Origin of the sequence: Mycetohabitans sp. B46 (genome assembly GCF_037389205.1) — a bacterium.
Lineage (GTDB): Bacteria > Pseudomonadota > Gammaproteobacteria > Burkholderiales > Burkholderiaceae > Mycetohabitans.
Map to the genome: position 1 here is coordinate 250,254 of NZ_JADBGL010000002.1, position 14,351 is coordinate 264,604.

Here is a 14,351-nt window from a genome sequence, read left to right on the forward strand (position 1 = left end):
ACACGTAATCGCATGAGTGCGAGGATTACAAGTCGGGGCACTGTTACTGTAGAGAGCACCCCTATCGCCCTTGTCTTGTAGGAGCGCGCTGCTCCTTCGGTCTCTAGGGTACACTGTTGTCACTGGCACTCGTCGCATTGCTTCGCTCGCTCCAAGAGTGCGGCACAGATACGCGACTTGCGACAATGTCAGCAAGCCTCCCGGCGCGAGCAAAGGATGATGTGTTGTGTCGATAAGATGACTGAAATTAACTCATAGCTCGCAACGCGTTACAAACGGGCGAACAGCAAGCAAACCACAGCAAACGGCAAACAGATAGCCCACGCGTTTGCACGCATTCGCAGCATGTTGCCAAAAGCTAGGTGCGCTAGAAGCAGCAATGACGGCTCACAGCCTTACGGCTTGCGTATAGTCCCGCTGACGGCTTGCAATACCATCGTTTACACCTGCCCCTATTGCCTTGTCCGCCAGCCCGTTCTAGAGCCTGTCATGCGGCCGCAGTGTCCCCATGAAGTGTCAGCATTCAATATTTAGATCGTAACTTACTGATACAAATACTAATTTTGCCCTGCGCCCCCTGCCTGTTCTAGGCATGCGGTAGACACCGAGATGGCTCGTTTTCTATTTTGTTTGGGGGCGTTTCCAGGCGGGCGTACGGGGGAAATTCGGGTGCGCGCATGCAGGCGCACGGCTCACGGGTTAGCAGGACAAATTTCGGTCCAGACGGCTATACTTGCACATGGCGATGTGCCATAACCGTCCTGGGACCCGAGGCAAATTTTAAGCGCTTTAGTTCAGCGGTAGAGCACTGGAAAGCCCGTGTAGCAAGGCGAAGCAAACTGCCAAACCCCTTCACTTTAAAAATCATGGGTCAGCGCCCGTGGATCAGCGCCAGGCCCAACTGCACCAGCGCATCAGGGGTGTGTTTTTGCAGCGCGCTGTCCCAGTCACCCGTCCGGCATCCTGCAATCATCGCCGACTAATCGACCCTTTCAGCCCTATTTCGCCCGCGCCAATCAAGTTGCTTATTATGATATGAGGAACTCCGGAGCCGCCATCGGCGGCGTAACTCAAGTAAAACAGCCATCCGAAGTTCCGGGATGGTTCATCCATACACATTGGGCATACTTGCTAATGGAATTCGATACAAACTTCGCATTCAGCAGCACTCCCGTCGCGCAATATGCTATGGAAAATCAACAAGCCGGTCGCCCCGCAGCAGCTGCGCCGCCCCACTCCCCGTGTCTGTCTGCGCCGGCGAACAGCCGCGTGCGGTAGCTCCCGACGACAGTCTCGTCAACCCGCGGCGCAACGAATAGCTGCGCGACTTATCGCGCATTGCTACCAGAAGCCCTCCGGCAAGTGGCTACCTACATGCCATTCGACAGCATGGCAACCTGTCGAGCGTGGATAAGGGAACCTACCATGCGCGACAGGAATGGCGACTAAGCTGGCTTTGCCGGCAACGCATCGAGAATACCGCTGCCCTGAATTCTCTAGATTGGACAACCCGTCTAGCCAGGAGACCCGCGCCGCGTTGCTCGCCTATAGTGGAAACCCCAATTTTGGGCAGCCAAGACGTTATCAAGCTTTGCGGGACAGCATCACACTGAAGCATAAACCGCAAAGCATCGACATTGGCCGTACTGGCTCCGTTCTACAGCAACTACGTTCGCTGCAAGTGCGCAATATCCGACGGATTGTATAGCTTTGTGTTAAGCGGCGCACGTCGTGATGCCTAGACGCACGACGGCATCCGCGCCGCAGCTATAGTCATTTGCTTCCGTTGTGGCTTACTTCCCTCCCGTAAACAACAGTGGGTGGATTCGGTCCGCGCTCGTTGCGAGAGCGTTCAGATGACCCTTCTCAGCCTCAATGACCACGCTGCCCGTCATCACTTGGCCAGACAGTGAGCAACTCGCCATCTGATCGTATCGAACCGTTATATCGTAGGCGTTGCCAGTTTTCTTAGGCGTGATTTCTCCAGCGGCTCGACAATCGTTAGGACCCGAAACTTTCACCGTGCCTTGCGGCGTTATGCTGATGTTCGCTTGACTTCGTTCCGATTTTCCGACGGCCAGGCCCGAATACACACCTGCCGCATTAGCAAGGGTTGGTGTGTCCTCATAGCGCGGATCATAGGTCACCGAAACCGGCATGATTCGCCCCGTCTCGGAATAAGTAACTTGGCCGATTAAAGATTGCTTAGCCCGATATGTACCGGAAAGTTGGCCGCGCATTGATCCTAGGCCATTGAAACTATAGCCGATGATATCCGAAGCGGAAAGGTTGCCGTTACTGCCTTCAACCGTTCCTCGTAACGCGTGAAATTCCGTCCTCTCTTTATCAAACGATATCGCATATAACGATCCATCATCAAAGATGGCGGTTGAAAATGTAGTGCCGTCTGGCGCTGTATCGGTGTAAAACCCTTGGTAATCTGCTAAGGGAGCACTGCCTACCATATCGACCTCACCGCTCCCACAACCGTATTGAGTCAGCGCTACAGCTACAGCGCCAGATAATGCTTTAATACGTTGAATCAACTAACGACTCCATCCATCTACATTTACCAGACTGCCTCTTGTCATCTTTCGCACTGAGATCAAACGAAAAGGCAAAAACTAAGCATACCGTACTAATCAGACAATCTGATCAATTGACCCTGTCTTTACATCAGAGTCGTGCGCAGCTTGCATTACATGACTAGGTACGCCCATCACCAACTCCTCCATCCGACACACAATCGCACAAGTACAATCCTTACATGTCAAGATGCTGTCATGATGAAGCGCTTTACCCAAAAACAGCAATATAGTTCACGCATGAGCACGTATCTGCAGCGCCCTTATTCGCGTCAGTGTTCCTACAAGGGAAGCAGCACGCGGTAGCTAGACCGTAACTATAAATTAGTAATGTAAAGCAAATTTTTTCTCTATGTCCCTACCTAGCTTAGGCATGGGGTCAGCACCTACCTCGGCCTATCCCCTCCCGACTAGCTTCATACAAGCGCCTCCTTTGCACAACCTCGTCCTTAATGCTAACGTGAAACACGCGGCCACGTGCTCACATTCCGACGTCAACTATAAAATTACGAAGCACCACAGTGCCCAAGTAAGTCTGCGCAAGCGAAGGAGTGGGAGCAGTCTCCCATACCGTCCCGACTCACAAAACTTTTATATCCGGCGTGGGCGGGATAAAAAGAGAATCGTTGTTTTAGAAGACGCAACGACCCGAAGGTTAAAAAATTCGAATCGCGGCAAATTCTACGGCGCCCGCCATCAATACGGTGAACTGTGCAGCGCAACCACCTGAATCCGGGTTACGCTTCATCAAAAGCTTCGCTATACCCCAAATTTTTGAGTATCCGGATACGTCCCTGCTCGGAAAATCTGTTGTATTTCATATACGATAGGATCTTGCTGACCGCTAAGTCCCGCTTGGCATTGGGCACCTGAGTTAAGTCAATGCCCCTCCTTTTGAGCACTTTGCGCATTTCCGCGTTGCGCACAGACCGCTCGGATTCCGGCAATGCCGATACGACCGCCGCTAATGCACCAATCGGCGCGCCTTGATAGGGCATTGACAGACGCAACGCCCTGTCACGCAACTCAGCATACAGTTGCGGAACGAGCGTGTTAGCATCCCCATACTTGTCCAAAAGCTGGAACAGTAAATCAGCCAAAACCGGAATCAGCTCTGCCTGCTGTGACTCAGGTAAACTTGGCATTCTGGCCAAAATGAACTTGTAACCCTCTAAAATTTTGGGCGAAGTCAGTGGAAAAGACAGTAACTGGAGTGCAAGATCTGGCCAAAGATTTTCCTGCTCAGGGCTACGTCGTTCCACCATCGCGCTTAAATAGCGGAATAACAGAGTACGCTCGGAGAGCGGAAAATCACCAAGCATTGCCATCATCGCCCTCTGTATCTGCGCTCCTTCTTTTGGTACAGCATCAGCCGCAAAGTACAGTCGCTCAAAAGCTTCGACTCGCTCCTCGCGGGGCAGCGTCATGAGACGCTGCCGCAGCATTTCAATAGGCTCTACACGCTGCTCGGGATCCTCGATAAGGCCACTAAAGTCCCAAATTATGGTATTCATCGCTGAAAGGCTGACAGCCCTTTCGGCACGCCTCCAAAATCGCCAAACTGTTCGCCGATCCTTCATTAAATGGTAAGTTCGGCTATTGACTGCTCCAAAGCTGCCAACATCCTGGATCGGCACATGGCTGCCAATTCGCAGGATCACTTCAGGCGGCAGGTCGTTGTACGTAGTCGGCCTGTTGGCTGGCGAATCAGTCAAGGCAACGTCTGCTGGCCTGGTTGGTGGCGGTGTCGACGCGGCCGAAGGTTTTTGATAAACCTCCAACGCATAGATATCGCTCCGGTAATCATGCAGCGCGGCGTTCAGATCAAAGTCCATTGGCAAGCTCGGCAACGAGAGACAAACACGACGAGGTGCGACTGCCTAATAGGTTAGCTGAAAGCGCGCGCTACACTACAGTAGTGTGCCGCACGCCCTAGAACCGAGTCCGATAACACTATGCCAACCTGAGCGTCGTGCTTAAAAAAGCGCATGCATCCCACAACGCTATTCGCCGCGCCGATGTTAATTTTCTGCGACGAAGCGGTCCAATAAGGCGCCGTACACGTGGCGATGGAAAATTTAAAACCGTTCGATGGCTTGCAAGCTTGCGACGTTATTCAGACAAAAGGAACTCAAACAGCATGAACCACGGCATGACCCGCAGACCAACTCAATCCGCTGGCAGCCATGGATCACGCAGCGCTGAGCGACGCAAGCGCCTTCCCCAAAGCGCAACTAGCGGCACGATCCGCGTCATTTTTGAGCACCGCGTGCATCACCCGTTGCCGGTTGTGGCCGGCAGCCGCTGGCGAATTCCACAACAACTGGGCGCACGGCTGCGCGGCACGAACCCACCGCCGCCATGCACGGATCGGCGCACCCTCGTTGACGAAGCGCAGCGATAGCTCGCGGCCATCATACTGGCCAACCTTGCGGCTCTCGACCCACACGACGGTGGTCCGCGTGACAAGATCGATGGACACCGCATAGCGACCGATCGCAAACCGCCGCGCCGCAAAATTCGACCGCCACAGCGGCCGCGGCCGGCAAATCCAAATCACAGCGAGATACAGCCAAGGTGATACGGCCAACCAGCCATTGCTGTCCGCTACGGCCCGCAGCAGTGCCTTGGGTCCAGCCGCAGCGACGAACAACCCGATCGACCATGCGGCGAACAGAAAACAGACAAGCGCAAAGCAACGCAAAGCCTGCCTCAGCCATTGAGGTAGCGGATGAAACGGCCGTTCCGCGCGCGCCTGCGCTCCAGGCAGCGCCACCAGCAGGAACAGCAGGATGATGTTCAAGCATGCCCACGGCGACGATGCGACACCGTTCAGCATCGACACGAAGCCCATCTGCGACATGGAGTGCACCCAGCGTGCAAGCAACGCTAGGCCGATCGCGCGCAGCGCGAAGATCGTCGCGGCGCCTGGCACAGTATGGCGGTTCGGTCGCATTGCCCTTGGCAAGTCCCTCGGCAAATTATTCTCCTGTTTGTCGCACAGCCGCCCTGCAGGCCGCCGCAATCGCCTCAGCGGCACATTATAAGGACTCTTATGGAGCAATGCTGACCTGCCCCCTTGGTTAGGGCCAGCCGGCTTCTAGCAAAGTCCTTTTAAACCAGCTCCTGGAAAGCGGCAGGAGCATCCGCTGTTGCCCGATATTTCGCCGCAAACTGTGCGGGCGAAAGGTAATTCAGTGCGCTGTGCGGCCGTTGCTCGTTGTAGTCCTGGCGCCACGCGGCAATAAGCGCGCGAGCGTGCGCGAGACTCGTGAACCAGTGTTCGTTAAGGCATTCATCGCGGAACTTGCCGTTGAACGATTCGATGTAAGCATTCTGCGTCGGCTTGCCCGGCTGAATCAATTTTAAGCTCACCCCGTTAGCATACGCCCATTGATCAAGCGCCCGGCCCGTAAATTCCGGTCCCTGGTCCGTTCGCAGTGCTTTTGGATAGCCTCGGAAACGCGCGGCGCGCTCCAACACTCGCGCGACATACAAGCCGCACATGCCGTAGTCCACCACGATATCCACGGCCTCTTTGGTGAAATCGTCCACGATGGTCAGGCACTTCAGACGCCGCCCATTGGACAGCGCGTCCATCACAAAATCGATTGACCACACCTGGTTTGGTCCGCTTGGCAACGCCAACTGCTCGCGCTCAATCATGACGCCGTGGCGCCGTCGACGGCGCCGTACGGCAAGCCCCGCTTCACGATAAAGGCGATGCACGCGCTTATGGTTCGCCTGGATACCCTCGCGCTCCATCATCGCGTGTAATCGCCGATAACCGAACCGCCGACGCTCGTGCGCCAGTTCCACCAGGCGAGCCCTCAACACATCATTCTCGTGGTCCAGCTTCGCTTCGTAATGCAACACGCTGCGAGAAAGCCCGACAAGCCGGCAGGCGCGGCGCTCGGAGATATTCACCTTCTTGCGAATCGCCGCGACTGCTTCGCGCTTGGCTTGCGGGCTCAGGGCTTTCCCTTGACGACAACCTTTAACGCTTGCATATCGAGCATCGCCTCGGCCAGCAGCTTCTTCAGCCGCGCGTTCTCGGTTTCCAGCTCCTTGAGCCGGCGCGCTTCTGACACCTGCATGCCGCCAAACTTCGCGCGCCACGTGTAGAACGACGCGTCACTGAACCCGTATTGCCTGCACAACTCTTTGACCGGCCTGCCGGCCTCGGCTTCCTTCAGAAAACCGATGATCTGTTCTTCCGTAAAGCGCTTCTTCATGTTCGTCTTCTTCTCCGAAAACGAACTTTACTAAACTCCGGCCGGCCCTGTTTGCCGGGGGCAGGTCAATGCGGCAATTGCCGCGCAAACAAAAACGCCCACGGCATCGAACACCGTGGGCATTGGAGAGCGGCAGCCGGCTCGTCGAACCGGCCCGATGCGGCTTGTTTAGCCGGCGGCGACTTCGCGCAGCACGGTACGACGGCTGCGGCGCAGCAACGCCTCGTACGCATCGACGTAGCGTTGCGCCATCACCTTCGACGTAAAACGAGCCTCGAACGCCGCTCGCACGCCGGTGCGCGGCAGCGTATGCAGCCGATTCACCGCAGCCACCGCGCTCAGTTCGTCCTCGACGACAAAACCTGACACGCCGTTCTCAATGACCTCCGGCACGGAGCCGCGCTTGAACGCGATCACGGGTGTGCCACAAGCCATTGCCTCGATCATCACTAGGCCGAACGGCTCCGGCCAGTCGATCGGGAACAGCAGCGCATGCGCGCCCGACAGGAACTCGGCCTTCTCGGCTTCCGAGATCTCGCCGATGTACTCGACGTGCGGCAGCAACATCAGCGGCTTGATCTGTTCCTCGTAATAGGCACGATCGGCCTTGTCGAGCTTCGCGGCGATCTTGATCTTCATGCCGCACTGCTGTGCGATCCGGATCGCTGTATCTACGCGCTTTTCTGGCGAAATACGACCCAGGAAGGCTAGATAGCTCGGCTCGATGTCAGTGCGCGGCGTGAGCAGATCGATGGGCAGGCCATGATGCACGGTCGAGAGCCAATTGGCCTGCGACAACGGATTGCGCTGATTGTCGGAGATCGACACGACCGGCACGTCGTTGAACACGTTGAAGATCGGCTGCAACTCGGGCAAGTCGAGCCGGCCGTGCAATGTCGTCAAATGCGGCACCGGCTGGCGCGAGAACAGCGGAAACGGGTAGTAGTCGATATGGAAATGCAGTACATCGAACGCTTCCGAGCGTCGGCGCACCTGCTCGAGCAACAACATGTGCGGCGCCATCGTATCGCGGATCGACGGATCCAGTCGCAATGCCTGCGGCCATACCGCATCGAGCTTGGCCGACGTTTGCGAATCTCCGCTGGCAAACAGCGTCACATCATGTCCGAGTTCGACCAGCGCTTCGGTGAGATAGGACACGACGCGCTCGGTCCCACCGTACAGCTTTGGAGGAACAGCCTCGTGCAGCGGCGCGATTTGAGCAATTCGCATGTCGGTAAACTCCTAAAAAAAGTCAGGCGAAGTGACGACTTCGTTTTAATACGGCTCAGCAACCCCGGCTTGCCACCCGGGCCGCCGCGCCGGCGCCATCGGCGCGAGCGCGTGGCCGGTTTTGCCACACCGGCGCGGTGCGGTTGTCCAGTCTCTCGGTCTGACCCGTCTGCCGCGCACAATGCCGTCGCCCTCCGACGGTGGGCAAGCCATCAACGCTCGAAACGTCAAGCCGTTGACTGCTCGGCAAAACTGCCTAGAGGCTGAACAGGACTCGATTATCGACGCCGCATCGCACCAATCCACGCCTGCCTTTCAAAGTCTTTACCTTGTTACAGTATGGATACACTTTGCTAAGCCTTGTTTTAAAAAGCTGTTTTAGATTGTTTGCAGGGCTGGCCACGCGGGCCGGGCGCCGGGCTGCGCAATTTAATGCAATGCAATACGGCATGCAGTCAATCCGCGCAGTCCACCGTGGAATTGTATCTTAAAATACAGTCATATACGGACATGAAATGTCGCTTGCTGGCCACGCCCGATCGGCTGCCGTTGGGGTTCACTGCCATACGTGGCCTGGCCTGCCGATTCGCACATCGCCTAACCGAACCGTTTCCGGCGCGTTTACAATCCCGTCTTTGGCAGCCGCCTGCCAGGGTCACCACTGTTCGAGGCCAACGTACTCGCCATGGCAAACACTGATTCGACGCTTTACCCCGACCAGACCGAGCACCTGACGACGGCCGAACGCAATGCGCGCAATACGCGGCTGGCGAGCTACGCCCGTCGTCCGCTGGCGTTCCTGTTTCGCTACATCCGGCATCATCCGCTCGCGCATGCCACCGTACTGGCAAGCGTATTCGCGGCAGTCGGCTGCGCGCTTGCGTCACAGTATGCAATCAAGCATTTGATCGACGTGCTCAGTCACGGCCGCAATCACCCGCTCGAGCTATGGGGTGCGTTCGGTCTGCTGGTCGGCCTGATTGCCGCCGACAACCTGCTATGGCGGGTCGGCGGCTGGATCGCCGCGCATACGTTCGTGGTCGTCACAGGCGATTTGCGCAAGGATCTATTCCGCTACCTGAGCGGCCACTCGCCGACCTATTTCGCCGAAAAGCAGCCTGGGATGCTAGCCAGTCGCATCACTGCCACATCCAACGCGGTCTACACGGCCGAGAATATGATGGCGTGGAATGTGTTACCGCCTTGTATCGCCGTGTGCGGCGCGATCGTGATGATTTTCGCGGTCAACCCTTTAATGGCCAGCACACTGCTGGTGGCCTCCGCCATTCTGGCGATCGGGCTGTTCAAGCTAGCCCGGCGCGGCAGCGCGCGTCATCAGGCCTTCGCGACGCGCGCCGCGTCAGTGGACGGAGAACTGGTCGACGTGATCGGCAACATGGCGCTGGTGCGTGCGTTCGGCATGACACTGCGCGAACAACGGCGCTTCGGCATGACAGTGCGCGCCGAGATGACCGCACGCCAGCAAAGTCTGCTGTACCTGGAGAAGCTGCGGCTGTTGCACGCGGTGATCACGGCACTGCTCTCAGCCGGGCTGCTCGGTTGGACGCTGTGGCTATGGACGCGTGGACAGGCCACCCCCGGCGACATCGTGCTGGTAAGCTCGCTGGGCTTCACGATCCTGCACGGCACGCGGGACCTCGCGGTCGCGCTGGTGGATGTCACACAGCATGTGGCGAGGCTATCCGAAGCCGTGCAGACGCTGCTCGAGCCGCATGACATGCCCGACCGCAACGACGCCACCGAGCTAAGCACGAATGGGGGGCGCGTCGATTTCGAGCAGGTCACGTTCGCGTATCCGCGACGTCACCCGATTCTCGATCATTTCGAATTGCATATCGAACCGGGTCAGCGGGTTGGGCTGGTGGGCAAGTCCGGCGCCGGCAAGTCAACCGTACTGGCGCTACTGCAGCGCTTCTACGAGCCACAGCGCGGCGTGATTCGGATCGACGGACAGGACATCTCACGCATCACGCAGGACAGCCTGCGCAGTGCCATCGCGCTGGTGCCGCAGGATATTTCGCTGTTCCATCGAACCGTGTATGAGAATATCGCTTATGGCCGGCCCGATGCGTCCCGCGAAGAAGTACTCGCCGCCGCACGCGAAGCCCGCTGCACGGACTTCATCGAGACCATGCCAGAGGGATTCGAGACGATCGTCGGCGACCGTGGCGTCAAGCTCTCTGGCGGACAGCGCCAACGTATCGCGATCGCTCGCGCCATTTTGAAAGACGCCCCGATCCTGCTGCTGGACGAAGCGACGTCCGCACTGGACAGCGCATCCGAGGAAGCGATCCAGCAGGCGCTGGACCGGCTGATGCGAGGCCGCACCGTGGTGGCGATCGCGCACCGACTCTCGACGCTGCAGAACTTTGACCGGATCATCGTGATGAGCGCGGGCAAGGTCATCGACGATGGCACGCCAGACGAATTGAAGAACCGGCCCGGCCCGTATCGAGACCTGTTGACAAAGCAATCGGGACGGGCAGCGGCCCATAACCACGAACCGCGGCTCGTTGAGCACGCTTAACGAGGCTGGCGCGTCTCTGGCCACGAGGCTAGCGCCTCTCTGGCGGGGCTCGGCCCGCGCGCTCGCCCCACCGCTGCTGCGGGCGCCGCTACGTGTAGACGTCGCTGCGCGTGGACAGCGCTGCCGTTCTCTTCGACGGCGCGCTCGCTGTCAGCCTCCGCCCGGCGCCGGCAAGCACAGGTCGCCAAGGAAGTGATCACGCCACACAGACACGTTGTTCTCATGCAACTGCGTCATCATATCCGCGTGACGCTGCCGCCGCTCAACCAGCGGCATGCTTAGCGCGCGGTCTAGGGCGTCGGCCATGCCCGCGAGATCAGCGGGATTGACGATCAACGCACCGTGCAGTTCCTGCGCGGCGCCAGCGAAGCGTGACAGCACCAAAACACCCGGATCATCCGGATCCTGCGCGGACACATACTCCTTGGCCACCAGATTCATGCCGTCGCGCAGCGGCGTCACGTAACCGACATCGGATATCCGGAACAACGCGGCCAGCACCTGTCGCTCGTACTGCCGATGAATGTAGCGGATCGGTGCCCAATCCAATTCGGCGAAACGTCCGTTAATTCGGCCCGCCTCCGCCTCAAGCTGCAGCCGGATGTCCTGATACGCATTCATGTCAGCGCGAGTCGGTGGCGCGATCTGCACAAACGATACCTTGTTGCGGCGCGCAGGCGTCGCCTCAAGCAGCTTCTCGAACGCACGGAACCGCTCCACCAGCCCTTTCGAATAGTCCAGCCGGTCCACGGCCATGATCAGTTGTCGCTCATGCAGCGTTGCCTTCAGATTGCGCACGTAGCTAGCGCTCTCGCCGGCCGCGGCCAATTGCGCGATCTCGTCCGGGTAAATGCCGATCGGATAGGCGCCGGCGTGCAGCGTGCGATCATACGCTCGCACGCTGCATACCCTGGCGTCGATGCGACGTTCGACCTGCCCCTGTGCCTCATGCTCGATGTAGTCGACGAATGCACGCAGATCCCCTTCAGTCTGGAAACCGACCAGATCGAAGCAACACAGCGCCCGCATCAGTTCCTCATGCGGCGGGACGGTCAACAGCAACTGCGCGGGCGGAAACGGAATATGAAGGAAGAAGCCGATACGGTTCGCCACATGCCGCGCACGCAGCGCCTGGGCAAACGGAATCAGATGATAGTCGTGGACCCAGATCACATCGTCGGGCCGGATCAGCGGCACCAACTGGTCCGCCAGCCATCGATTGACCCGGCAGTAACCGTCAAACTCCTGCCGCTCAAAATGGGCAAGGTCGCAGCGATAGTGGAACGTCGGCCATAGCATCGCGTTCGAAAAGCCGCGATAGTATTGCTCGTAGTCGCGCCGGGACAGCGCGATCGTCGCAAAAGTCACCGGGCCACGCTCCTCGAGCTTGATCGGCCCGATCGGACCGGACTGCGTGTCGCCGCTCCAGCCGAACCACATGCCGCCAGTCTCTTTTAGCGCGTCATAGACGCCGATCGCCAGTCCGCCGGCTGCGGGCCCTCCCTCGGAAATCGGCGCAACCCGGTTTGAAACGATGATCAACCGGCTCATGCGGCACCGTACAGGTCGCCGTGCATCCGGCGGTTCACGCGCGCGGCGGCCGCGCGCCAATTAGCGTCGCGAGCCATTCACGGAATGCGGTGACCGAAGGAACTCTGGCACCGGCCCGAGTATCGCCGTCACCAATCTTGATCGACACGCCGCCGCGCGCGTTGACCACGTCGAAGCCCTTTTCGTCCGTCAGGTCATCGCCCGCAAAAACCGGCACGCGACCCGCGAACGGCGGCTCGTCGAGAAATGCCGCGATCGCCCGCCCTTTGTCGACATGCTTCGGCTTGATTTCGTACACCATCTTGCCGGGCTGCAGCACATACGCATCGCTGTATTCAATGCACCACCGCTCGGTCTCGCGTCGTGCCACCAGTTCTCGATCCGGCGCATTTCGATAGTGCAGCGCAAGCGCCGCGCCCTTGATCTCGAGCAGCATGCCGGGATTGTTACCGACCACACGCTCGAGCGCCCGTTCGATGCACGCGAGTCGTGGATCGTTGAACCCCACGCGCAACACGCCGCCATTCGCATCGCGCCGCTCCGCGCCATGCAACCCCGCGATGGGTAGGTTTGCCAGCGCGTCCGACGCGAGCAGCGTGTCAATGCTGTCGATACCGCGCCCGGACACTACTGCAAGCGCGCCGTGCGATGCTTGCCGCAACCCGCCTAGCAACTGAATGAGCACCGGTTCGACGACCACACGATCCGGCGCCCCCGCCAATTCCACCAGCGTGCCGTCGAAATCGAAGAAAAATGCGGCATCAAGCGGGTTGACGCGAGGCAGTGCGGCAAATGAATCGGATAAGTGTTGCATCGAATGAATAATCTGGATCAAAGAGACAGCGGCGCGGGACGATGACCCATCGACGAGCATCACGCACGTTGCCGCATCGTCCGCCTTATTGTCGTGGCATCTTACCGCAACGGCAACGCGCGGCATATTGCCCCACCGCTATGCATGGGTCGCCGTGCGCAACGAAATGCGCTAAAGTACCCCATTCGGTGGATGCGTCGATACGCTCCGCGCCAAGCCCCTACCTGTGTTCCGTTTGCCGATGTTCATCCCGTTGCCCCGATCGCGTATGCGCATTCCGCGCGCGCCCCGCCGTCAATCGGTGCTGCGCCACACCGTGCTCGCCGCGTGCGTCGGCCTATTGGTCGCATTGTCGGCGTGCACGCGGGATACCGGCCAATGGAAACTGACCAACGTCTCCGGCCACCTGCCGGATCTTGGCTTCTCGCTGCAGGCAGACAACGGGCAGACTGTGTCCGGCGCGTCGTTCGCCGGCAAAACCACGCTAGTCTTCTTTGGCTACACGCATTGTCCGGATGTATGCCCGGAGACCATGGCCCGGTTGATGCAAGTGGTCGAGCAATTGGGCGACGACGCCCGCGACGTGCGCATTCTGTTTATTTCGGTCGATCCCCACCGGGACACGCCGCAGACATTGCATACTTATGTACAGGCGTTCGATCCACAACACGTGGTCGGCCTAAGCGGCTCCGAAAAACAGATCGCTAATTTGGCGCGACGCTATCGCGTCGCGTACCAGGCCGAAAAACCCGACGGCAACGGAAACTACGAGGTCACGCACAGCTCGGCGGTCTATGTGTTCGATCGTACCGGCCGCGCGCGCCTGCTCGCTACCGCATCCGACTCCGCCAACATGATCACCGACGACTTGAAGCACCTGATCGAGCAAACGTCCTGACGCCGCTCCATCGCCGAGTTGTGCACGCGCGATGCACGTCGCAACGCGCGAGCCTGGTTCAGTAATCGAGCTTGGGCACCTTGAACATACCGCGCAGCGACTTGAGTTCCGCGTGATGCAGCGACGCAAGCTGACCCAGCACGCACTCGCCTTTCTTCAAAAGATGCACCTGGACCTGTCGCCGGTCCACTTCGCTTTGCACGCGCTTGACTAATTCCAACGCCTCGCAGCGCGTGACCAGCGCCACCACGCCATGCGGTTGGGCTTGCAGCCGTTCAGCCAACTCACCGATGGTCGCCCACTCGCGACCCGGGAAACCCTTAACATGCAACAGCAGCAGGTATTGCAACGGCGTGATGCCTTCACTTTGCGCAGCGTTTTCCGAGAAACGCTGGAACCGCCGCATCTGATAGCGGAACTCGGACAACGTTTCGAAATCCTGCTTGGTCAGGACAGCGCTTGTAGCGGCGTTCTTCATCGTGTTGGC

Annotated in this window: 10 protein-coding genes; 2 read left to right on the plus strand and 8 right to left on the minus strand. The window is 58.7% G+C overall.

Annotated features, from left to right (window positions below; translation table 11 throughout):
• Positions 1-1,793: 1,793 nt before the first annotated feature.
• The 5 genes from IHE30_RS03175 to IHE30_RS03195 all read right to left on the minus strand — a co-directional run bounded on the left by IHE30_RS03175 (position 1,794) and on the right by IHE30_RS03195 (position 8,053).
• Positions 1,794-2,546, minus strand: coding sequence for a hypothetical protein (locus tag IHE30_RS03175; RefSeq protein WP_337688763.1), 753 nt, complete (start codon positions 2,544-2,546; stop codon positions 1,794-1,796).
• Positions 2,547-3,322: 776 nt separating this feature from the next.
• Positions 3,323-4,420 (minus strand): hypothetical protein, encoded by a 1,098-nt coding sequence (locus IHE30_RS03180; RefSeq protein WP_337688764.1) that lies wholly within the window; start codon positions 4,418-4,420, stop codon positions 3,323-3,325.
• A 356-nt stretch (positions 4,421-4,776) separates the two neighbouring features.
• Positions 4,777-5,541: a hypothetical protein gene (locus IHE30_RS03185; protein ID WP_337688991.1), complete on the minus strand. Its 765-nt coding sequence runs from the start codon at positions 5,539-5,541 to the stop codon at positions 4,777-4,779.
• 158 nt (positions 5,542-5,699) lie between these two features.
• A protein-coding gene (locus tag IHE30_RS03190) for an IS3 family transposase (protein WP_337688634.1) occupies positions 5,700-6,820 on the minus strand; the annotation gives its coding sequence in 2 pieces (ribosomal slippage) (positions 5,700-6,562 and positions 6,562-6,820; 1,122 coding nt in all).
• Between the two features lie 168 nt (positions 6,821-6,988).
• Positions 6,989-8,053, minus strand: a complete 1,065-nt coding sequence (locus IHE30_RS03195; RefSeq protein WP_337688765.1) for a glycosyltransferase family 4 protein — start codon at positions 8,051-8,053, stop codon at positions 6,989-6,991.
• A 685-nt stretch (positions 8,054-8,738) separates the two neighbouring features.
• Between IHE30_RS03195 and IHE30_RS03200 the strand changes: the two genes are divergently transcribed.
• Positions 8,739-10,601 carry an ABC transporter ATP-binding protein gene (locus IHE30_RS03200; protein ID WP_337688766.1) on the plus strand — a complete coding sequence of 621 codons (1,863 nt, stop codon included), beginning with the start codon at positions 8,739-8,741 and terminating at the stop codon, positions 10,599-10,601.
• A gap of 150 nt (positions 10,602-10,751) precedes the next feature.
• Here the strand turns inward: IHE30_RS03200 and otsA are convergent, their stop codons facing one another.
• Both otsA and otsB read right to left on the minus strand, forming a co-directional pair.
• Entirely contained in the window at positions 10,752-12,152 is a 1,401-nt protein-coding gene (gene otsA, locus IHE30_RS03205; protein ID WP_337688767.1) for an alpha,alpha-trehalose-phosphate synthase (UDP-forming), read from the minus strand.
• A gap of 34 nt (positions 12,153-12,186) precedes the next feature.
• The gene (gene otsB, locus IHE30_RS03210; RefSeq protein ID WP_337688993.1) at positions 12,187-12,966 is read right to left on the minus strand and encodes a trehalose-phosphatase; all 780 of its coding nucleotides are present in this window, start codon (positions 12,964-12,966) and stop codon (positions 12,187-12,189) included.
• 268 nt (positions 12,967-13,234) lie between these two features.
• Between otsB and IHE30_RS03215 the strand changes: the two genes are divergently transcribed.
• Positions 13,235-13,864, plus strand: coding sequence for an SCO family protein (locus IHE30_RS03215; protein ID WP_337688995.1), 630 nt, complete (start codon positions 13,235-13,237; stop codon positions 13,862-13,864).
• Positions 13,865-13,922: 58 nt separating this feature from the next.
• Here IHE30_RS03215 and IHE30_RS03220 read toward each other — a convergent pair whose 3' ends face one another.
• A complete protein-coding gene (locus IHE30_RS03220; protein WP_337688996.1) occupies positions 13,923-14,342 on the minus strand; it encodes a MarR family winged helix-turn-helix transcriptional regulator in 420 nt (139 codons plus the stop codon).
• Positions 14,343-14,351: the final 9 nt, after the last annotated feature.